The sequence below is a fragment of the Mesorhizobium sp. CA4 genome (assembly GCF_020165075.1).
In the GTDB taxonomy this organism is placed as follows: domain Bacteria; phylum Pseudomonadota; class Alphaproteobacteria; order Rhizobiales; family Rhizobiaceae; genus Mesorhizobium.
Genome location: NZ_JAIUHK010000005.1, coordinates 62,063 through 83,070, shown reverse-complemented (window position 1 = coordinate 83,070; position 21,008 = coordinate 62,063). Strand labels below are relative to the sequence as shown.

21 protein-coding genes are annotated in these 21,008 nt (G+C 65.1%); 13 read left to right on the top strand and 8 right to left on the bottom strand.

What is annotated here, in order from left to right:
• Positions 1 to 76 precede the first annotated feature (76 nt).
• Complete coding sequence (locus LB528_RS05945) at positions 77 to 1,339, bottom strand: MFS transporter (protein WP_224714168.1); 1,263 nt, start codon at positions 1,337 to 1,339, stop codon at positions 77 to 79.
• Positions 1,336 to 2,067, bottom strand: a complete 732-nt coding sequence (locus LB528_RS05940; RefSeq protein ID WP_224714167.1) for an MBL fold metallo-hydrolase — start codon at positions 2,065 to 2,067, stop codon at positions 1,336 to 1,338. The genes LB528_RS05945 and LB528_RS05940 overlap by 4 nt, the downstream gene beginning before the upstream one ends.
• A 107-nt stretch (positions 2,068 to 2,174) precedes the next feature.
• Here LB528_RS05940 and LB528_RS05935 point away from each other — a divergent pair, with 107 nt between their 5' ends.
• Both LB528_RS05935 and LB528_RS05930 read left to right on the top strand, forming a co-directional pair.
• Entirely contained in the window at positions 2,175 to 2,855 is a 681-nt protein-coding gene (locus tag LB528_RS05935) for an ArsR/SmtB family transcription factor (RefSeq protein ID WP_224714166.1), read from the top strand.
• Between the two features lie 283 nt (positions 2,856 to 3,138).
• A complete protein-coding gene (locus LB528_RS05930) occupies positions 3,139 to 3,975 on the top strand; it encodes a class I SAM-dependent methyltransferase (RefSeq protein ID WP_224714165.1) in 837 nt (278 codons plus the stop codon).
• Positions 3,976 to 4,158: 183 nt separating this feature from the next.
• Here the strand turns inward: LB528_RS05930 and efp are convergent, their stop codons facing one another.
• Positions 4,159 to 4,728 carry an elongation factor P gene (gene efp / locus LB528_RS05925; RefSeq protein ID WP_224516547.1) on the bottom strand — a complete coding sequence of 190 codons (570 nt, stop codon included), beginning with the start codon at positions 4,726 to 4,728 and terminating at the stop codon, positions 4,159 to 4,161.
• 129 nt (positions 4,729 to 4,857) lie between these two features.
• On the opposite strand from efp, the gene epmA reads away from it, so the two are divergent.
• From epmA to lpxK, 7 genes are all read left to right on the top strand, one after another.
• The gene (gene epmA / locus LB528_RS05920) at positions 4,858 to 5,901 is read left to right on the top strand and encodes an EF-P lysine aminoacylase EpmA (protein ID WP_224714164.1); all 1,044 of its coding nucleotides are present in this window, start codon (positions 4,858 to 4,860) and stop codon (positions 5,899 to 5,901) included.
• A 208-nt stretch (positions 5,902 to 6,109) separates the two neighbouring features.
• The gene (locus LB528_RS05915; protein WP_224714163.1) at positions 6,110 to 7,453 is read left to right on the top strand and encodes a TldD/PmbA family protein; all 1,344 of its coding nucleotides are present in this window, start codon (positions 6,110 to 6,112) and stop codon (positions 7,451 to 7,453) included.
• Positions 7,440 to 8,240, top strand: coding sequence for a 3'(2'),5'-bisphosphate nucleotidase CysQ (locus LB528_RS05910; protein ID WP_224714162.1), 801 nt, complete (start codon positions 7,440 to 7,442; stop codon positions 8,238 to 8,240). The genes LB528_RS05915 and LB528_RS05910 overlap by 14 nt, the downstream gene beginning before the upstream one ends.
• A gap of 86 nt (positions 8,241 to 8,326) precedes the next feature.
• Entirely contained in the window at positions 8,327 to 8,572 is a 246-nt protein-coding gene (locus tag LB528_RS05905) for a DUF4170 domain-containing protein (protein ID WP_041002569.1), read from the top strand.
• 5 nt (positions 8,573 to 8,577) lie between these two features.
• Positions 8,578 to 9,357 carry a lysophospholipid acyltransferase family protein gene (locus LB528_RS05900; RefSeq protein WP_224714161.1) on the top strand — a complete coding sequence of 260 codons (780 nt, stop codon included), beginning with the start codon at positions 8,578 to 8,580 and terminating at the stop codon, positions 9,355 to 9,357.
• Entirely contained in the window at positions 9,354 to 10,670 is a 1,317-nt protein-coding gene (gene waaA, locus LB528_RS05895; RefSeq protein ID WP_224714160.1) for a lipid IV(A) 3-deoxy-D-manno-octulosonic acid transferase, read from the top strand. The genes LB528_RS05900 and waaA overlap by 4 nt, the downstream gene beginning before the upstream one ends.
• Before the next feature lie 74 nt (positions 10,671 to 10,744).
• Positions 10,745 to 11,773 carry a tetraacyldisaccharide 4'-kinase gene (lpxK, locus tag LB528_RS05890; protein ID WP_224714282.1) on the top strand — a complete coding sequence of 343 codons (1,029 nt, stop codon included), beginning with the start codon at positions 10,745 to 10,747 and terminating at the stop codon, positions 11,771 to 11,773.
• A gap of 33 nt (positions 11,774 to 11,806) precedes the next feature.
• On the opposite strand, the gene LB528_RS05885 is transcribed toward lpxK, so the two are convergent.
• Positions 11,807 to 12,571 (bottom strand): glycosyltransferase family 92 protein, encoded by a 765-nt coding sequence (locus tag LB528_RS05885; protein WP_224714159.1) that lies wholly within the window; start codon positions 12,569 to 12,571, stop codon positions 11,807 to 11,809.
• Between the two features lie 133 nt (positions 12,572 to 12,704).
• Positions 12,705 to 12,938 carry a DUF2093 domain-containing protein gene (locus tag LB528_RS05880; protein ID WP_040986608.1) on the bottom strand — a complete coding sequence of 78 codons (234 nt, stop codon included), beginning with the start codon at positions 12,936 to 12,938 and terminating at the stop codon, positions 12,705 to 12,707.
• A gap of 114 nt (positions 12,939 to 13,052) precedes the next feature.
• Between LB528_RS05880 and LB528_RS05875 the strand changes: the two genes are divergently transcribed.
• Positions 13,053 to 13,652, top strand: a complete 600-nt coding sequence (locus LB528_RS05875) for a hypothetical protein (protein WP_224714158.1) — start codon at positions 13,053 to 13,055, stop codon at positions 13,650 to 13,652.
• A gap of 6 nt (positions 13,653 to 13,658) precedes the next feature.
• On the opposite strand, the gene LB528_RS05870 is transcribed toward LB528_RS05875, so the two are convergent.
• Entirely contained in the window at positions 13,659 to 14,585 is a 927-nt protein-coding gene (locus tag LB528_RS05870; protein ID WP_224714157.1) for a LysR family transcriptional regulator, read from the bottom strand.
• Positions 14,586 to 14,675: 90 nt separating this feature from the next.
• Between LB528_RS05870 and LB528_RS05865 the strand changes: the two genes are divergently transcribed.
• Complete coding sequence (locus LB528_RS05865; protein ID WP_224516556.1) at positions 14,676 to 15,569, top strand: DMT family transporter; 894 nt, start codon at positions 14,676 to 14,678, stop codon at positions 15,567 to 15,569.
• Positions 15,570 to 15,690: 121 nt separating this feature from the next.
• Positions 15,691 to 16,449: a hypothetical protein gene (locus LB528_RS05860; RefSeq protein WP_224714156.1), complete on the top strand. Its 759-nt coding sequence runs from the start codon at positions 15,691 to 15,693 to the stop codon at positions 16,447 to 16,449.
• Between the two features lie 50 nt (positions 16,450 to 16,499).
• On the opposite strand, the gene mutL is transcribed toward LB528_RS05860, so the two are convergent.
• Positions 16,500 to 18,374, bottom strand: a complete 1,875-nt coding sequence (gene mutL, locus LB528_RS05855; RefSeq protein ID WP_224714155.1) for a DNA mismatch repair endonuclease MutL — start codon at positions 18,372 to 18,374, stop codon at positions 16,500 to 16,502.
• A 45-nt stretch (positions 18,375 to 18,419) separates the two neighbouring features.
• Positions 18,420 to 19,322, bottom strand: coding sequence for a LysR substrate-binding domain-containing protein (locus tag LB528_RS05850; RefSeq protein ID WP_140634096.1), 903 nt, complete (start codon positions 19,320 to 19,322; stop codon positions 18,420 to 18,422).
• An 89-nt stretch (positions 19,323 to 19,411) separates the two neighbouring features.
• Between LB528_RS05850 and LB528_RS05845 the strand changes: the two genes are divergently transcribed.
• Positions 19,412 to 20,962 carry a trimethylamine methyltransferase family protein gene (locus LB528_RS05845; RefSeq protein ID WP_224714154.1) on the top strand — a complete coding sequence of 517 codons (1,551 nt, stop codon included), beginning with the start codon at positions 19,412 to 19,414 and terminating at the stop codon, positions 20,960 to 20,962.
• Positions 20,963 to 21,008: the final 46 nt, after the last annotated feature.

Sequence of the window (21,008 nt, the reverse complement as noted above, 5' to 3'; positions counted from 1 at the left end):
TTGTAGCGGACAGGTACGTCCCGCGCAGCATCAAGCTTCCATTAACGTAAACGCGGCCCTCGTTTCGCAGGCGATCTCAACTATCGCGCGATGTCGGAACCGCGGCGGCGGAACGCGGCCCACGCATCGTCACCGCGACGATCGCGCCCGACAGGAAGGTCAGTGCGGCAATGGCCGCGATCGCTGCGACGAAGCCGAAGAAGTCGGCGATCAGGCCGGCGGACAGCGCCCCGATCGCATAGCCCAGGTCGCGCCAGAAGCGATAGACGCTGAGCGAGCGTGCCCGCCAGGAGGGATGCGACGCGTCCGACACGGCCGCGATCAGGCTCGGATAAACCATCGCCGTGCCGAGGCCGAGCAAAAGGCTGGCAAGCAGCCACCAGCCGAAATCGCGCGTCAGTGCGGTGGTGAGAAGCCCTGCCGCCTGCACCCACATGCCGGCGACGATCAGCCCCTTACGGCCCCAGCGGTCGCTCAATGGCCCGGTCGCAACCTGAAGGATGCCCCACACCGCCGGATAGATCGCCTTGAGGATGCCGATGCGCTCGATGCCCAGCCCATTGGCGGCGAAGAAGAGCGGAAACAGCCCCCAACTCATGCCGTCGTTCAGGTTGTTGACCAGGCCGGCCTGCGAGGCGGCGAACAAATTGCGGTCGCCGAACGAGGTCAGCATGAAGATCTCTCGGAAGCTCAGCGGCGAAGCTGCTTTCGGGTGGTTCGCCAGCTCCAGCCGCACATGCTCGCGCGTGTCACGCACGAGCAGGATCGACAGCGCCGCACCCAGGATCGCATAGCCGACGCCGAGATAGATCGGCACCGGACGCAGCCCGTAGCGGCTCGCCAGATAGCCGGTGAGGAAAGCGGTGACCCCGACCGCGAGGTAGCCGGCGAACTCGTTGAGGCCGACGGCGAGCCCACGCGATTTCGGCCCGACCAAGTCGACCTTCATGATCACGGTCATCGACCAGGCGAAGCCCTGGTTGATGCCGAGCAGCGCGTTGGCGGCGACGATCCAGCCCCAGCGCGGCGCCCAGATGATGATGAACGGCACCGGCAGGCCGAATAGCCAGCCGAGGATCAGCACGCGCTTGCGGCCCCATTTGTCGGCAAGCTGGCCGGAGACGAGGTTGGCGCAGGCCTTGACCACACCGAAGCTGACGATGAAGGAGACGACCAGCGTGGTGGAAGCGACGCCGAATTCCTCCGCGCCGATCAGCGGCACGACGGTTCGTTCGATGCCGACCATGCCGCCGACAAAGGCGTTGATCAGCACCAGGAGCGAAAACTGCTTCCAGTTGGCCTTGAGGCCGAGCGCGACGGCGGACGCCGCTGTGCTCAAGGTTTCGCTCCGGCGTTGACGGCCCGGGTCCGGGCAGCCTCCGGCGGCGGGGGAGGGATGTCGGCGGTCATGGCGGCGACGAACTCACCCTCGTCCTCGATCCGGAAGACCTTGTTGAAGCGCCGCTCGAAGCCGATGGTCGATGTCGGCTTGCCGCTCAGCGAACGACCGCAGACCGAGCCCGAATAGGCGCCGGGCAGCACCTCGATGTGATCCGCCAGTTCTTTTAGCCGCCGCACGCTGGTATAGAGCGCACGCGCCCCGTCCTCCACGCTTGAAGCAAGCTCGGTGCGGCCGAGATCGCCGACCATCAGCGTGTGCCCGGTGAGCACGAACCAGGGTTCGCTCGATCGCGTCCGGTCGGTGACCAGAAGGCTCAGATGCTCCGGCGTGTGGCCAGGCGTGTGCATCACCGTCGCCGTCACATTGCCGAGCTCCAGCACCTCGCCATCCTTGACCCGCCGGAACGGGAAGTCGGCTGCAGCACCTTCGAACAGCACGTATTCGGCGCCGGTCGTCTCGGCTAGCGCGCGTCCCACCGAGATATGGTCGGCATGGATGTGCGTGTCGACGACATAGAGGATGCGCATGCCCGCGGCATTCGCCGCCTCGATGTAGGGCCCGATACCGCCGACCGGGTCGACGACCGCTGCCGAAGCCTTGCCGCCGCAGCCGAACAGATAGGAAGCGGCCACCGGGTCGGTGTGCAGGAACTGCCTGAGAATCATCGCTTCCCCTCCGAACGAGCAACTGCGCCGCGGGCAAGCCGCTCCGCTTGACAGCAATGGTCGAAACCGTCATTCAATTATTACATTGAATGACGGCAGAAAGGTCGATGTCAATCCGCAATCCGAAACAGGCGCTCTACGAACAGTTCGCGATCGTCGCCAAGGCGCTCGGCCACCCGCTGCGCCTGGAGTTGATCGAGCACATCGCGCAAGGTGCGCGCAGCGTCGAGGCGCTCGCCGCGAAGCTAGGCCAGCCGGTCGCCAACATCTCCCAACATCTGCAGGCGCTGCGCCGCGCCGGCATCGTCTCGGCCGACCGGGATGGAAAATTCGTGCACTATTCGCTCGCCGATGCAAGCGTGCTTTCCGCCTTCGCCGCCGTGCGCGGCGTCGCCGAGCGGCAGCTTGCCGAGGTCGACCGCATCGTGCGCGGCTATTTCGACGCGCGCGACGACATGCGACCGGTCACGCGCGAGGAGCTCCAGACGCTGATGCGCGATGGGCTGGTGACGCTGATCGACGTCCGCCCGGCGGACGAGTTCGCGCTCGGCCATGTGCCGGGCGCCATCAACGTCCCGCTGGGGGAGGTCAAGGCCTGGTCAGCCGACGCCACTGTCGGCCGCGAAATCGTCGCCTATTGCCGTGGACCGTGGTGCGTGATGTCCTTCGAGGCGGTGGCCGCGCTGCGCTCGCTCGGGCATGCCGCGCGCCGGCTGGAGGACGGCATGCCAGAGTGGCAGGCCGCAGGTTTGCCGGTGGAAGCGGTGGCCGATATTGCGGCTGATTGATCGGAATGCGCGCGATCCGAAGCCCACTGAGAGTCAATCGTGACGCTTGATTACAATGGCGAATGCCTTGAGTGGGCCGGCTTCTGACAAGCTGCCTTTCAGGCCAAGCGGCGGAAAAGCTGCCACAAGCGAATGAAGTTTATGACGTGGACGCCTGCCACATGGTGGCTCGAATACGGTTCAAATGCTATGACAGGCGCATCGACTGAGCCGGGGAATGTCCGGTGGCGCTGTCGAGCGATTGTAGGACGGTGATGATCCGCGAGCTTGCACCAAAGGGGCGATGATCATGGAAGCGGCGCCGCGTTCACAGGTTGCTGACCACTACGCGCGAGGCACCCTGATCGCAGATATTCGTGATGGTCTTGCCGCCATGGGGAAGACCGAAAGCACGGTCACCGCCGAGGACCTCTCGCCGGTGGACGAGTTTCACATTGGCGGCCGCGCCGCCACGGGAGAGTTGGCAGGGCAACTTGCGCTTACTGCCAAGGATCGAGTGCTCGACATCGGCTGCGGCCTCGGCGGACCGGCGCGGCAGATCGCTGCGCGGTACGGCTGCCAGGTGACCGGCATCGATCTCACTCGCGACTACGTCGAAGCCGGCAATGTGCTTTCCAGTTGGCTGCATCTCGAGGAGCGCGTCTCTTTGCGGCAAGGCGATGCTTTGGCGCTGCCCTTCACGGATGGATCGTTCACCGCCGCTTACATGCTGCACGTTGGAATGAACGTTGCCGACAAGAGCGCACTATTTTCGGAGATTGCGCGGGTCCTGCGCGCGGATGCGCGTTTCGGTGTCTTCGACGTCATGCGCACTGGAGCCGGCGAGCTGTCTTATCCACTGCCATGGGCGAGTACTGCAGATACGAACGCGCTCGCCGCGCCGGAGCAGTACCGCGACGCGCTTTCCGCGGCAGGGTTCGAGATATTGTCGGAACGCGAGCGGCGCGATGTTGCGCTTGACCATTTCGCGCGGCAGCGCGCCCAGGCGGCCACAGGGCAGGCAGCACTGGGGGTCCAGACACTCATGGGAGCGCGGCGACCCCAGATGGTCCGAAATATGATCGAGAGTATTTCAGCGGGCCAGCTTGCACCGATCGAGATTATTGCCCGAAGGCGGTGATTCCTGCGTTCGAGTTCGATCTGGCTCTGGCAGGAAACGCAACGTCTGCTCCGGGTCAGGACTCGAACCAACGCGACCGCCGTGCACGCCCGCTTTTGGTAAGCAGCAGCGCTGACCTCAACGGCCGCCGCTGGTCACAGGCGGATCAGGTAATTGGATGGCCGCGCAGACCCGGACTCTGGTCTAGTCCTTGGCGCGCTCTACATAGGAGCCGTCGGCAGTCATCACCACCACGCGCGTGCCGGCGGAGATGTGCGGCGGCACAGCGGTGCGCACGCCGTTGGAGAGCACGGCGGGCTTGTAGGAGGACGATGCGGTCTGGCCCTTGGTGACCGGCTCGGTCTCCACAACCTCGAAGGTGGCGCGCTGCGGCAGCGTCAGCGAGATCGGCACGCCGTTGAACTGCGCGAGCTGCACGGCCATGCCTTCCTGCAGATAGGGCGCCATGTCGCCGACCACGGCTTCGGAAGCCACGACCTGATCGTAGCTTTCCGGGTTCATGAAATGGAAACCTTCGCCGTCGGAATAGAGGAAGGTGTGCTCGCGTTCCTCGACATAGGCGCGCTCGACCATTTCGGTCGTGCGGTAGCGCTCCGAGATTTTCACCCCGTCGCCGATGCGGCGCATGTCGAGTTGGGTCACCGGCGTGCCCTTGCCAGGGTGGATGTTTTCGGCAAAGAGGATGACATAGAGCTTGCCGTCCTTATCGACGACGTTGCCTTTGCGTAAGGAACTGGCGATGACCTTGACCACGATATTCGATCCCGTTCGAGTTTTTCGGCCTGCGGGCGTCGATTTCCGAGAAGCGGCGACGGCGGCCATCGCGTGCGCCCTAGCGCATCTTGCGCCGAACCGCCAGCCTTCCCAGCGATTTTCCTGCCCATGACAGCCGCTTCGCCCTGGTGGACGCCTGATATCCATGCCGATCGCCGGCCCCGGCTGATGGCGCGCAACGGCATCGCCGCGGCGCTTCGCGGCTGGTTCGCGCAACGCGATTTTATCGAGGTGACGACCTCGGCGCTGCAGGTTTCGCCCGGCAACGAGGCGCATCTCGCCGCCTTCGCCACCGAGGCCATCGGGCCCGACGCGTCGCGCCGGCCCCTCTATCTCCACACCTCGCCGGAATTCGCCTGCAAGAAGCTGCTTGCCGCCGGCGAGGAGCGCATCTTCAGCCTCGGCCCCGTCTGGCGCAACCGCGAGCGCGGGCCGCTGCATCATCCTGAATTCACGATGCTCGAATGGTATCGCGTCGGCGAGAGCTATGAATGCCTGATGGACGACTGCGCCGAATTCCTGGCGCTCGCCGCGGAAAAGGCCGGCGCCAAGAGTTTCCGTTTTCGCGGCCGCGAGGCCGATCCGTTCGCCGAGCCCGAGCGGCTGAGCGTGGCGGAGGCTTTCACGCGCCGTGCCGGCATCGATCTGCTCGCGACCGTCTCAGTCGACGGCAGCACCGACCGAGACGCGCTTTACGAGGCGCTGGCCGGAGCCGGCCTGCGCACTGCGCCCGACGACAATTGGGCCGACCTGTTCAGCCGGGTGATGGTGGAAAAGATCGAGCCGGCGCTGGGGCAGGGCCGGGCCACCATCCTTTACGGCTATCCGATCTCGGAGGCGGCGCTCGCCCGGCCGAGCGCTGACGATCCGCGCGTCGCCGAGCGCTTCGAGCTCTATTGCTGCGGCGTCGAGCTTGCCAACGCCTTTGGCGAGCTCACCGACGCGGCCGAGCAGCGCCGCCGCTTCGCCGCCGAGATGGACGAGAAAGAACGCGTCTATGGCGAGCGCTATCCGCTGGACGAGGATTTCCTCGCGGCTTTGGCCGTCATGCCGCAAGCGAGCGGCTCGGCACTGGGCTTCGACCGGCTGGTAATGCTGGCGACGGGGGCAACGAGGATCGATGACGTGATCTGGGCGCCGGTGGCCAACTGATGCTCTTCGCGACGCTGCGGGAAAGCATCCCGCGTGAACCACAGCGATTGCCTTGAGATTGCCGCATCCGCCATTGCACAAGCGTCGGTGGAACAATAGATGGTGCGAAAGCGTCCATGTTGGGGCGCAGCGTCTATCGGGGTCCGTCAGCATCCATTAGCCGGCAGGGTCCACCTGACGGATTGCTTGAACAAACAGGAACAAGCTTATGACCGATAAGCTCCACGCAGCGAAATTGACCGATCGCGTCGCGGCGCTCGTCGAGGCGGCCAAGCGCGCCGGCGCTGATGCCGCCGACGCGGTGGCGGTTCGCGGCCGCTCGACCGGCGTCTCGGTTCGGTTGGGCAAGGTCGAAGGAACCGAATCGTCGGAGAGCGAGGATGTCTCGCTGCGCGTCTTCGTCGGCCAGCGCGTGGCGAGCGTCTCGGCCACCGCCGCGTCCGATCCGAAGGCGCTCGCCGAACGCGCGGTGGCGATGGCGAAGGTCTCGCCCGAGGATCCATTCCAAGGTCTTGCCGATCCCGCGCTACTCGCCCGCAATTTGCGCGATCTCGATCTTTTCGACCCGACCGAGGTGTCGGCGGATCAGTTGAAGGAGGCAGCGCTTGCCGCCGAAGCGGCCGCATTGGCCGTCAAGGGCGTCACCAATTCCTCGGGCAGCAGCGCCAGTGCCGGCTTTGGCGGTATGGTTCTCGCCACCTCGCATGGCTTTGTCGGCCAGTATGTCGCCTCGCGTTTCTCGCGCTCGACCAGCGTCATTGCCGGTGAGGGAACCGCGATGGAGCGCGACTACGAGTTTTCGTCGCGCCAACATTTCGCCGACCTCGACGCGCCGGAAGAGATCGGCCGCAAGGCGGGCGAACGCGCGGTGCGCCGCATCGGCGCCCGCAAGGCGGCGACCGGCCCGGTCGACGTGGTGTTCGATCCGCGCGTGGCGCGTGGCATAGCCGGCCATCTCGCCGGCGCCATCAACGGTGCCGCGGTCGCCCGCAAGACCAGCTTCCTGCGCGACATGATGGGCAAGCAGGTGGCCTCGGCCGCAATCACCGTCACCGACGAGCCCTTGCGTCGGCGCGGCCAGGCCTCGCGTCCCTTTGACGGCGAAGGCGTCGAGGGTGAGAAACTGCTGATGGTCGAGAAGGGCATCTTGAACCACTGGTTCCTGTCGACCTCGGCCGCGCGCGAGCTCGGCCTTGTCACCAATGGGCGCGGCTCGCGCAGCGGCTCGTCCGTTTCACCGTCCTCGACCAACCTTGCCATCGAGCCCGGCGAGCGTTCGCCGGAAGATTTGATCTCCTCGTTGAAGCGCGGCTTCTATGTCACCGAGGTCGTCGGCCAGGGCGTCGACATGGTGACCGGCGAATACAGCCGCGGCGCCTCCGGCTACTGGATCGAGAACGGCGCGCTGGCCTATCCGGTGGCCGAGGTGACGATCGCGTCGAACCTGAAGACCATGTTCCTCAACATGGTGCCGGCGAACGATCTCGACCGCAATTTCGGCACGGCGGCGCCGACGCTCCTGATTGAAGGGATGACCCTTGCCGGCGCTTGACCAATTGACATCGAGCGCCGCCCGCGACGATCTCGCTTTGCTGCGCGAGGCCGCGCGCGAGGCCGGCGCCATCGCCATGCGCTATTTCGGCAACAACCCGCAGGTGTGGATGAAGGGCGGCACCTCGCCGGTCAGTGAGGCCGACCATGCGGCGGACGCCTATCTGCGCGAGACCCTGCTCAAGGCGCGGCCGGATTACGGCTGGTTGTCGGAGGAGACCGCCGACGATCATGCCAGGCTGTCGGCTCGCCGCACCTTCGTCGTCGACCCGATCGACGGCACGCGCGGCTTTCTCGATGGCCTGCATTCCTGGTGCGTCAGCGTCGCCGTGGTGGAGGACGGGCGCTCGCTCGCCGGCGTCCTCGAATGCCCGGCCAAGCGCGAGACCTATTGGGCGCTGCCGGGCGAGGGCGCCTATCTCAACGACAAGCGGATCCACGTGCGTCCGCTGGGCGAAAGCGCCGATATCGGTGGACCCAAGCCGCTGGTCGACCTGATGCCGCAAGCCTGGCACGACAGGCTGCGGCGGACAGCCTACATTCCCTCGCTTGCCTATCGGCTGGCGATGATCGCCGCCGGCAAGCTCGACGCGACCTTCGTCAAGCCTAACGCGCATGACTGGGACATCGCCGCCGCCGATCTCATCCTCACCGAGGCCGGCGGCGCATTGCTGGACCGCCGCGGCAAGCCGCCGCGCTATGCCGGCGAGGTGATCAACCATGGTGCGCTTGCCGCGGGCAGCGGCGAACTGCTCGGCGTGCTCGCCAGGGTCATCGCAGGGGATTGACCAAGGGTGAGTCGGCCCCGCAGTTCCAAAATCGGCTGCTTTGGGCTAAACGTTTCACAAAACTCATGAATCTGCGAAGGATCGGCATGGCCGTGGAAGACGGAAAGAAGCAGCTTTTGCACCTGGTGTTCGGTGGCGAGCTGAAAAAGCTGGGTGGAACCGAGTTTCGCGACCTGGACGCGCTCGACATCGTCGGCATCTACCCCGACTATCAATCGGCCCACGCCGCTTGGAAGGCGAAGGCGCAAGCCAGTGTCGACAATGCCCACATGCGTTACTTCGTTGTTCATCTGCACCGTTTGCTCGATCCAGAATCGAAGGTCGGCGGTTGACGTCGATGGAGCATGAAGCGGTGAAAGGGGCGACTAGGCGGCGCGCCGCCAGGCGCGGCGGAACGCGCACGCTGTGGAGGCGCATCCGCGAGCCGTTGGCGCAGTCGAGTTTCGTCAAGAACTTCATCGCCAGCCTGTTCGCCTGGTTCGTTCGTCTGATTCGCGTCACCAGCCCGTTGGTCGAGGGCTCGACCCAGGTTGCGGGCGGGGCTCATGCGCATCTCGAGCCCGGCATCATCGCGCTCTGGCACGGCCAGCATCTTCTCACCCCTGCCTATTATCCCAAGGGCCGGCCGCTGGTTGCCATGGTCTCGCGCAGCGCCGATGCGGAGCTCCAGGCGCTGATGATCGAGAAATTCGGCATCGAGGCAGTACGCGGTTCCGGCGGCCGCAACAGCTCGAGGCATCTCGACAAAGGCGGCGCCAAGGCCCTGATCGCGCTGAAGAGGTCGCTCGTCGCGGGCAAGAACGTCGCCATGATCGCTGACATTCCGAACAGCACGCCGCGCGATGCCGGGCTCGGCATCGTTCTTCTGGCAAGGCTTTCCGGCCGGCCGATCCTGCCCTCGGCTATCGCCACAAGCCGCCGCAAGGTGTTGGAGAAGAGCTGGGACAAGACCACCATCAACCTGCCTTTCGGCCGCTCGGCGGTCATCGTAGGCCAGCCTGTCTTCGTGCCTGCCGACGCCGATGATGCCGAGATGGAGCGCAAGCGGCAGGAGGTCACGGCCTCCCTTAATGCCGCGACGGCCGAGGCTTATCGCCTCGTGGATGGCGGCAAATGAGCGAGCGTTGGGCGCGCGCTGCCCTCACGGCCTATCGCTATGCGGGGGCGGTCGCCTATCCGCTCATCGGCCCCTATGTCGCCTGGCGCGCCTCGCGCGGCAAGGAGGACCGCGCCCGCCGGCGCGAGCGCTACGGCGTTGCCGGCCGTCCGCGGCCGGAAGGGCCGGTGATCTGGATCCATGCGGCAAGCGTCGGCGAGACGATCGCGGTGGTGCCGCTGGTCGAGAGCATCCTCGACCATGGCGTCAACATCGTTTTGACCACCGGCACCGTGACCTCGGCCAAGGTCGCCGAAGAGCGCCTCGGCAGCCGCATCATCCACCAATATGTGCCGCTCGATCTCAAGCCGGCGGTAAGCCGTTTTCTTGATCACTGGCGGCCGGAACTGGCGATCATCGCCGAATCGGAAATCTGGCCGATGACCATCCTGGAACTTGGCGCCCGCAATGTGCCCCAGGTTCTGGTCAACGGCCGGCTGTCGGACCGCTCTTTCATGTCCTGGAAGAAGCGCGCCGGCGTTGCCGAGGCGCTGTTCGAAAACCTCGCCCATGTCATCGCCCAGTCGGATATCGACGGCGAACGGTTCCGCGCGCTGGGGGCCCGGCCGGTCACCGTTTCCGGCAACCTCAAGGTGGACACCAACCCGCCGCCGGTCGACGAGCGGGCCTTAGCCACCCTGCAGCGCCAGATCGGCGGCCGTCCGACCTGGGCTGCGATCTCGACCCATGATGGCGAGGAGGTCGTGGCCGCGGAGGTCCATGCTAGCCTGCACAGGCGTCATCACGGGCTCTTGACCATCGTCGTGCCGCGTCACCCCGATCGCGCCGATGCGCTGGCTGCGCAGATTTCCGGCATGGGCCTGTCCGTGGCAAGGCGCAGCAAGGGCGACCGCATCTCCCACGATACCGACATCCTTCTCGGCGACACGATCGGCGAAATGGGTCTTTACCTGAGGCTGACCGAGATCGCTTTCGTCGGCCGCTCGTTGACTTCGCAAGGCGGCCAGAACCCGCTCGAGCCGGCGATGCTCGAAACCGCTGTGCTGGCCGGCCGTAACGTGCAGAATTTCCGCGAGGCCTATCAGCGCCTGCTCGACAGCGGCGGCGCAAAGCTGGTGCGCGACCGCGACATGCTGACCGGCGCCGTCAATTTCCTTTTGACCAACGAAGCGGCGCGCCACGAAATGATGGCGGCGGGTGCCGCCACCGTCGACGAGATGCGCGGCGCGCTCGCACGCACGCTGAAATCGCTGGAGCCATACATCCAGCCGCTGGTCGTCAAGGCGCGCCTGAAAGGCGCAAACGGGCGCTAGATCATGATGCCAAAAATCGGGACCGGTTTTTGGAAAAGTCCATGCGCGAGGCCGCGACGCATGGGGCAGGCGCGATGACCAGCGAAGCGCCACCCTTCTGGTGGGAAAAGCCGGACTGGCGGGTGCTTGCGCTGTCGCCCGCATCGGCGATCTATGGGCTGGTCGCCGGCCGCCGCATGCGCCATGCTCCGCGCGAGAAGGTCGCAGCACCGGTGCTTTGCGTCGGCAACCTTACCGTCGGCGGCAGCGGCAAGACGCCGGTCGCCATCGCTTTGGCCAAGCAGGCCAAGCGCATGCAGCTCACGCCAGGCTTCCTGTCGCGCGGCCATGGCGGCTCGTTTGCGAAGCCGCATGTCGTCGACGCGCATCACGATGCCGCCAAGCATGTCGGCGACGAGCCGCTGCTTCTGGCCGAACATGCCCCGGTCGCGGTGACGGCGAACCGCGCTGCCGGCGCGAAGCTGCTCATCGAAAAACATGGCTGCGACTTTCTGATCATGGATGACGGCTTCCAGTCGGCGCGCGTCCATATCGACTACGCGCTGGTGGTGGTCGAGGCCCGCTTCGGCATCGGCAACGGCCGCGTCATCCCGGGCGGGCCGCTGCGCGCCAAGGTCGTCGACCAATTGGTGTTCACCAGCGGCTTGCTGAAGATGGGCGAGGGGACAGCCGCCGACGGCGTCGTGCGCCAGGCGGCGCGTGCCGGGCGGCCGATTTTCCTGGCGCATGTCGAGCCGGCGAACCCGTCGCGCTTCGCGGGTGGCCGCTTCCTTGCCTTCGCCGGCATCGGCCATCCGGAGAAATTCTTCGACACCGTGCGCGGGGCGGGCGGCGAAGTGGCTCAGTCGCGCGCCTTTCCGGACCATCATTTCTACGCCCAGGACGAGCTAGCCGATCTCCTGACGCTTGCCCGGCAGCAGGGGCTGCGGCTTGTCACCACGGCCAAGGACGCAGCACGGCTGCGCCACGGCGACACGCCCGCCGGTTTCCTCGATCGACTGGATGTGCTCGATATCGAGGCCGTCTTCGAGCTCGGTCATGTGCCCGAACGCATCGTTGACGAGACGCTCGACGCCTGGCGCCAGCGCAAGATGCGGGGCTGAGCATGATGAGGGGAAGCGAAGGGGTGGCCGCGGCTACCCTGCGCGTTGCATAGCCTTCAGGATCGTCTCGTCGCGCTCGACATTGAGCTTGCTTTCGAAGTCGAAATGCCGATCCCTGTCGCGCAGCGCGGAAGTCGAGGCGTCGCCGCGCCGGATTTTCTGGTCGAGGTCGGCGAGCGATCGCGACCAATAGTGGTTGATCCTCAGGATGTCGAACTGCGGAGGCATGCCGGGGCTGATGGTCCGTCGACGGGTATCCATCCCTTCACCGGACAGGAATTTCGACTGATGGACGCCCACCCTGTAGACCATGCGCGGATTGAGGACTGTCTTGACCGTCGTGATGTCCGGCCCGGTTCGCATCATATAGGCCTCGACCACCGGCCGTTCCGGTCGCTGGACATGGCCGGACGAGCCATAGAAGGCTTGCCAGACGCAAACGCCTGGCAGATCGCGATACTCACTCAGAACCGAAGGTACGTCACGTCCGTCGGGCGCGAAAAGAAACTCGTCGATGTCGAAGAATCCGATCCACAACGCTTCACGCCAGCGCCTGCGGATGCAGTCCCTATAAGCCGACAGCTGCCCCACCGGCCGCGGCCAGTCCACCAGCGTAACCAGCCCCTCCTGGATGAACGGCTCCAACACCGCTTTGAAGTCGTCGGTCGAGAAGTTGTTGTAGAGATAGAAATGCTCAAATCCCACATTCTGGTGGAACCTGATCCATTCTGCCAGGAACGGCGCTTCCTCGCGGAAGATGGCGCAGGCCGTCAGCTTGAATCGGGGCGCCCTCGACACCGCCCGATCGCGCCATCTTGCGCGTATGATAAGCGGCATGCGAACAAGGGTCTTGAGAGATTTCTTGAAGTTTTTCAATGCAGTACCCTAAGCGGTCGAGCTTGGCCGCCACGGCGCCATGGGCTCGCCAGGCCTATCCCCGCTTGCGCAATTCCGGATGCATCTCGATCTCGCGGGCAAGCGAGACCGCCGCGTTCACATAGGGCTCCTGCCGGGCGACGCTCCAATATTTGAGCTCGTCGAGGGGAATGTTCTCGCCCGTCACCGCGCAGCGCACGAAAGAGCCGGGACTGGTGACCTGGAAGTCGCCGTCGAGATAGCGGATCCGGGCTTCCCTGCCGCCCGGGCCTTCGAAACGGTTCATCATGAAAGGGCGCTTGCGTTCATCGGGTTTCAATCGCCACAAATCGCAAGCAACGTCAAGCTTGACGCAATGCTCATGCAGTATGGCTGAGCGGTAAAATGGTTTCCGGAAACCGGCATGGACATCACCACGACCCGCTTGAATACTCTAATCAATCAGGCGCTCACGCCGCAGGCGGTGCCGTTGCCCAAGGCCGATCCGGCGACGGCGGCTTTGATCAGGACGCAGGTCCAGCCGCCGGCGCCCTCGACCGGGCAGGCGGCGCAAATCGCGGCCCAGTCGCTGCAAAGCGCGCAGCCGCGCCCTGCCGCGCAGGCATCGCAACGCCTGTCCTCCGAGGTCGAGGATGCCTACCGCGCCGTCATGGAGCCCGATGCCGCCACCGACGATGCGCCGGCAAGACCCTCGACGGGCAGGGCGGCGATGGATACCGATCAGGCTCAGCGCGGCTTCGCCTCGCCGCAAGCAGCGGTCGCCGACAATACGCCCAGGCCCGCGGTTGCGCCGGCATTATCCACATTTTCGCCAGCCGTCGCTTCCGCCGCGATGCTGGTCGCGGCCAACGCCAATGCGCCGCAGCCTCGCGGTGCCGCGGTCCGTCCGGCTGGTCACGCGCCGCGCTCCGATTCCGTCGCGGTGTCGCTCTGGACGATTTCGGTCGTCACGGCGATCGTCTCGGCCGTGACCGCGACGATCATACTGCTGTTGCTTCGATAAGCCCGCTCAGCCGTCGTCCTGAAGGAAAGCCTCAAGCTTTTCCGGAGCAAGCCCAGCCTGTTCGGCGATGCGCCTGGCAAGGTCAGCCGCCGCCGCGCGCAGCCGGCCGACCGGGCGGTCCATCCAGTAAGACACCGGATTGAGCGCAGTCCGCTCATCGACGCCAACGATACGGCCGGATTGGAGCTGGTCTGCCGTCAGCGGCGGCCGCGCCAGCGCGATGCCCAGCCCGTGCGCCGCTGCGTCCAGCACCAGATTATAGTCTTCGAAACGCCTGTCCTGCGGCCGGGGACGGTAGTCCATGTCCTGCGCTGCGAACCACGCGCGCCATGCGGACGCGTCGGAATCGTTGATCAGCGGGAACTTCAGCAGCCGTGCTGGATCGCCTCGTCCGATCTCCTTCGCCAGCTCCGGCGAGGCGATCGGGAAAATATGCTCCTCGAAAAGCTGTACCGACACCCGGCCCGGAATGCGGCCGCGCCCGCAGCGCACCGAAAGGTCGATACCTTCGTCGGCGAGATCGGCCTGGCGGTTGTCGACGTCGAGCACGATGCACAGCTTGGTCGGATGGTTCTCCAGCACGGCCATGCGCGGCATCAGCCATAGCCCGCTCACCGACGGGATCGAAGCCAGCCGCACTACGGCGGTGCCGCGCGGCTCGACCCAGCGGTCGGAGTTGAACGAGATCAGCGCGAAGGCCTCGGCGGTCCTCAAATGCAGGCGGTTGCCCTCGATCGTCAGCGTCACGCCGCGCGCGTTGCGCTCGAACACTTTCAAGCCAAGCCAGTCCTCCAGCTTGGCGATCTGGCGGCTCACCGCGCCATGGGTGAGGTTGAGTTTTTCGGCCGCCGCGGAAAAGCTCCCCGTGCGCGCCGCCGCATCGAAGGCGCGCAGGGTTTCGAGCGGCAGTATCTGGTCAGAGCTGTGATCCATGCTCACAGCTGACCCTCGAATTGGTCGTTTGTCAATTGGCCGGGAATGGCGTTTTCTGCATCCATGACGCAGAAAGACGAGGCTACGGCGATGAGCGCTTACACCGGCACGTTGAATGAGACACAGCGCATGGACACGACCGCTGCGGTCGCGGTGACGCTGACGGTCATCGGCTGGGCCTCGGCTTTCCCGGCGATCCGCGCCGGTCTTGCCGCCTTCCAGCCGCTGGAGTTAGGTGCGCTACGCTTTGCCATCGCGGCGGTCCCGGCCGCCATTTTCCTCGCGGTGAAGCGCCCGGCGCTGCCCAGGATCGGCGAGCTGTGGCGCTTCGCCTTCGGTGGCGCCATCTTCGTCGCGCTCTACACCGCCATGCTCAATTTCGGCGAGCTTACCGTTTCGGCGGGTGCGGCTGGCTTCATCATCAATGTCAGCCCGATCTTCACCGCCATCATGGCCATGGCCCTGCTTGGCGAGCGCTTCTCGGTGCTTGCCTGGCTGGGCACGGTCATTTCCTTCGCCGGCATCGGCATCATCGCGGTTGCCGACGGGCACGGCCTGCATTTCAACGCCGGCGCGCTGCTGGTGCTGGGCTCAGCACTTTGTTCCGCCGTCAACACCATCGTGCAAAAGCCGCTCTTTGCCCGTCATCATCCGCTGACGATATCCGCTTCCAACATGGTGCTCGGCGCGCTCTGCCTGTCGCCCTTCCTGCCGGAGGCTTTTTCGCAGGCAGCGGTCGCCGACAGCGCCGGTCTCGGCGCCGTCATCTATCTCGGCATCGTGCCCTCGTTGATCGCCTATGCCGCCTGGGCGACCGCACTGTCCCGCCTGCCTGCCGCGCGCGCCTCGAACTTTCTCTATCTCGTCTCACCGACCTCCGCTCTGATCGGCTTCTTCTGGCTGGGCGAAGTGCCGTCGCTGCTCGGCATCCTCGGCGGCGCGCTGGCGCTGGGCGGCGTGATCGTTGTGAATTTGAAGCGGTAAATCAACGGGTTGCGATCGTTTCCAGACTCAAATTCACAAGTTGGACTCGGTAACCGGGCGCCCCCTGTGATGCGGACGTGAGGCAAGCTATCCTGATCCGCCTTTGATGGAGGGGATCGGGATGGGAAGAGGCTTCATTGCCACGGTTTTCTGCCTGCTGATGCTAAGCGGGAAAGCCTTCGCGGGCTGGTACCAGGTGGAAAACTACGAAGGCTCCATCGGACCGAACTCGGTTCACGTCTCCCTGCAGCGCTATGCCAGCTTCGGCAGCGGCATCAGTGTCAAGGGAAGCTATTTCTACGACGCCAAGCAAAGCCCAATCGCGATCTATGGCAAGGCGGAGGGTTCAAAGCTCACGCTGTGCGAGATCGCGGATGACCAGGAATTTCAACGCGTCCTCGTCATGGGGTCGAAAACACCCGTCGACACCACCGGATGTCCTTTCTCTATCCAGATCAGTGAAAGCGGCGCGGCGGGAAGCTGGAGCAAAGGCGTGGACAAATTTCCCGTTACGCTCAGGAAGGTCGCGAGTCTTGACGATACAGGCGACCTGAAGATCGACGGGACCGTCGAAATTCCCTTTTGGGCTGAGACGACCCGCGACAGATTTGCGGGGATTTACACGAAGTCCGACGCCGGCATCTGCATGACGAAAATGCTGGTGATCAACAAGAAGAAAAAGACGGCCGTTCAGGAGATCGGCTTCGACGATGAGGACTGCAACGCCGGTATTTCGACGACGCCCATTTATATGAACGTGCAAAAATGGGTGGAGGCAGGCAAGGACATCATTTCGGTGGAATTTGGAGGCGGCAAATTCGCAGGCGCGAACGACTATGTTCTCAATCCGAAGACAGGAAAATACCACCTCAAGAAATGATATTTAGCGTATGGCGCCGACCCTTGCTGTTGCAACGAGCCAGGGGACGCTCACCGCCGCCCGAACAGCCTTTCGATATCGGCGAGCTTGAGCTCGATATAGGTCGGGCGGCCGTGATTGCAGGTGCCGGAGCCGGGCGTCGCCTCCATCTGGCGCAGCAGCGCGTTCATCTCCTCGGCCTTGAGCAGCCGCCCTGACCGCACCGAACCGTGGCAGGCCATGGTCGCGGCGATCTTGTCCAGCCGCTCCTTCAACGTCTCGACCGTATCGTTGTCGGCAATCTCGTCGGCAAGGTCGCGCACCAGCTGCGGCACATTGGTCTCGCCCAGCATAGACGGCGTCTCGCGCACCGCCACCGCGCCCGGGCCGAAACGTTCGAGGCCGAGGCCGAATTTGGCGAGCGTCTCGGAATGCATCGCCAGCCGCTCTGCATCCTCTTCCGGCAGGTCGACGATCTCGGGCAAAAGCAGCATCTGCGACGGCACCGCGCGCGAATGCAGCGCATTCTTCAGCGCCTCGTAGACCAGCCGCTCATGCGCGGCATGCTGGTCGACGATGACGAGCGAATCCCGCGTCTGGGCGACGATATAGTTCTCATGCACCTGCGCGCGCGCCGCGCCCAGCACCATGCCGAGCAGCGCCTCAGTCGGCTCGGCCATGCCGGCGCGGACATCAGCGCTGGCCATTGGCCCGGTGTCGAAGGCCGCCTGGTCGTTCTCCGCAAAGCCGTTGCGTTGATGCTTCGCTTCGCCATAGCCCATGTCGAGCGGCCGCTGCGCCGAGCGCAACGGGTCGAAGCCTCCGGACACGGAAGCGTGATAAGCGGCCTCGTAGCTGCGACGGCCGTTGGCCGGGCCGGCATGCGAGTGGGGCGCCGCGCCCGGCCGGAATGCCGCCATCATGCCGGCGGCGCCCGTCGTCGCCGCACGGATGCCGGCGCCGGCCAGCGCCTCGCGGATGGCGCCGACGATCAGCCCGCGCACCAGGCCTGGGTCCCGGAATCGCACATCGGCCTTGGCGGGATGGACGTTGACGTCGACCGTCGAGGGATCGAGCGACAGGAAGAGCACCGTCACCGCATGCCGGTCTCGCGGCAGCACGTCGGCGAAGGCGCCGCGGATCGCGCCGGCGATCAGCTTGTCGCGCACCGGCCGTCCATTGACATAGGCGTATTGCTGCAGCGCGTTGGCGCGCGTGTAGGACGGAATCGAGACGTGACCGGCAAGATGCACGCCGTCGCGCAGGGCATCGATGGCGATGGCGTTGTCCGGGAAATCCTTGCCCATCACCTGCGCGACGCGGGCAAGCCGGCCCTCCGGCGTGTCGCTGGTTGCCGGCAGTTCCAGCGTCGAACGGTCGGCGCCGGCCAGCGTGAAGCGGACAGCGGGAAATGCGATGGCAATGCGTTTCACCACGTCGCTGGTGGCCGAGCTTTCGGCGCGCTCGCCTTTCATGAATTTCAGCCTGGCCGGCGTGGCGAAGAAGAGGTCACGCACCTCGACCGTGGTGCCCCGGTTCGCCGCCGCCGGCTTCACCGCCGAGACACGCCCGCCGTCGATGCCGATCTCGGCCGCGCTGTCGCCGCCGGCCGTGCGCGAGCGGATCGACAGCCGCGCCACCGAGCCGATCGAGGGCAGCGCCTCGCCGCGGAAGCCGAGCGAGCGGATGTCGTGGATGCTGTCGGACAGCTTGGAGGTGCAGTGCCGCGCGACCGCCAGCGCCAGTTCCTGCTCGGGAATGCCCGAGCCGTCATCGGTGACGCGGATGAGATTGAGCCCGCCGCCCGCCGTAACGACCTCGATGCGCGATGCGCCGGCATCAAGCGCGTTCTCGACCAGCTCCTTCACCACGCTCGCCGGACGCTCGATGACCTCGCCCGCAGCGATCTGGTTGATCATCGTTTCGGAAAGCTGGCGGATGGGCATCAGGCGATTATAGGCGGATTCGAGCCTTGTGGGGGAGGGGTCAGTTCATGCCTGCGCCACAAGCCAGTCCCTCACCCTGCGGGCATTCTCGCTGAGGTCGCGGTTTTTCGGCCAGATGACGTGGAAGCCGATGCCGGTCCGCATGACATGATCGGTCACCGGCACCAGCAGTCCTGATGCCACCAGACGCTCGACCAGGTGCCGCCATCCAAGCGAGATGCCTTGTCCCTCCATCACCGCCTGGATGACCAGGGCGTAATCGTTGATGCGCAGGCCACGTTCGGCATTGCGCAGGCTGGTTCCGGCCGAAGCGAACCATTCGTCCCAGTTCGGCGCCTCGCGATAGGGCTCCTCGAGATGGATCAGCCGGTGCGTGGCTAGTTCCTCGACCGTCTTCGGCTTGCCGAATTTGGCGAGATAGCTCGGGCCGGCGACCGGGAAGATCTCTTCATCGGAGAGTGACAGCGAGTGATAGTCCGGCCAGTCGCGCGGTACGCCGCCGCGCACCCCGAGCGGAATCCCCTCGGCGATGATGTCGAGGTCGCGGTCGGCGGTCTGGATGCGCAGGTCGATGCCCGGCAGTTCGTCGCGGAACTGCTGCAGGCGCGGCATCATCCAGAACGAGCCGAACGCCGTCGAGGCGGCTAACGTCACGTGCCCGCCGGTCGCCTGCAGACGCAGGTCCTCCGCCGACTTGCGGATGTGCGACAGGCCGAGCGAGACATCGGCATGGAAGCGCTCGCCGGCTTCCGTCAGAAGCACCTGGCGATGGCGCCGCTGGAAAAGCTTGGCGCCGAGCTGCTCCTCCAGTCCGCGCACGGCATAGGAAACGGCGGCCTGCGTCATGCCGAGCTCGCGCCCGGCGGCGGTGAAGCTCGACAGCCGGCCAGCGGCTTCGAAGACGATGAGGCTGCCGGCCGAGGGCAGGAGGTGGCGCAGGCTTCGCATAAGGTGAACTTATACAGAAGATCAGGATTTTCCAGCGTCACAGCCATATTTTGCCCCGCTAACGTGAGTGGCGGGAAGAAGGAGCCTCCATGAACGCACCGGCCGTTGAATTGACCGAACAGACCCACCGCCGCGGCGGCGGCCGTCTTGGCCGCAAGGCGCTGAGAAGCGCGCCGATCGCGTCCTTCCCGACCCTTGTGCGCAAGATCCCCGCCTACGAGATCGTCCCCGACGAGGCGGTGGAGCTGATCCACGAGGAATCGCTCAAGATCCTCGAAGAAGTGGGTTGCGAATTCCGCGACGACGGGGCCATCGAGCTCTGGAAAGCGGCCGGCGCCGATGTCAGGCAAACGCGTGTCCGCATCGACCGCGCGCTGTTGATGGAGCTGGTCTCGAAGGTTCCGGCGGAGTTCACGCTCAACGCGCGCAATCCGCAGCGCACCGTGCGGGTCGGCGGCAAGAACTCGATTTTCGTGCCGATGTATGGCGCGCCCTATGTCCGCGACCTCGACAACAAGCGGCGTTACGGCACGCTCGCCGACCTCAACAATTTCCACAAGATGGCCTACATGGCGCCGGCGCTGCATTCGTCGAGCTCCGTCATCTGCGAGCCGATGGAAATCGCGGTGCCGAAGCGGCACCTGCACATCATCCATTCGGCGCTGAAACATTCAGACAAGCCGTTCATGGGCATCGTGACGTCGAAGGAGCGCGCCGAGGACACGATGGCGATGGCTGCAATCGTCTTCGGCGAGGAGTTCGTGCGCGACAACCCTGTGCTGGTGGCGATCACCAACTGTAATTCGCCGCTGGTGTGGGATGCCACCATGATCGACGCCATGCGGGTCTATGCGAGCCACAATCAGCCGCTGATTCTGGCGCCTTTCGCGCTGTGCGGCGCCTCGACCTCGGCCTCCGCCGTCGGCGCGGTGGCGCAGGTCAACGCCGAGGCGCTCGCCGGCGTGGCTTTGACCCAGCTCATCCGGCCAGGCTCGCCGCAGCTCTACGGCCAGTTCATGGTGACCGTCGACATGAAGACCGGCGCGCCGATGGGCGGCACGCCCGAGGCGGCGCAGATGATGTATCTGATGGGCGCGCTGGCCAGGAAATACAAGCTGCCGTGGCGCACCTCCGGCTTCCATGTCGGCTCCAAGCTCAACGACGCCCAGGCGGGATATGAGGCGAACATGCTGATGCATGCCGCGATCCTTTCCGGAGCCAACTACATCTGGCATTCTGCCGGCTGGCTGGAGGCGGGCCTCACCTGCGGCTATTCGAAATTCGCCACCGACAGCGAACAGCTGGTCGGCTGGTACAAATATGCCGGCGGCGTTCCCTTCGACGATTTCAAGGAAGCGATGGCGGCAATCCGCGAGGTCGGCCCGCAAGGGCATTTCCTCGGCACGCAGCATACGCTCGAGCATTTCGAGAGCGCCTTCTTCATGCCCAACATCATGGACTTCAATTCCTTCGAGCAGTGGAGCGCCGAAGGCGCCAAGGACCACGATACGCGCGGCCTCGAAAAGGCGCGCGCCATGCTCGCCGACTACCAGGAGCCGAAGCTCGACGAGGGCATCGCCGAAGGTCTCAGGGATTTGATCGCCCGGCGTGAGGAAAAGCTGCCGGACAGCGTTAGTTGATAGAGGATAGTTCAAGCAAAAGGGCAAAAGACCCGCTCAAACCAAT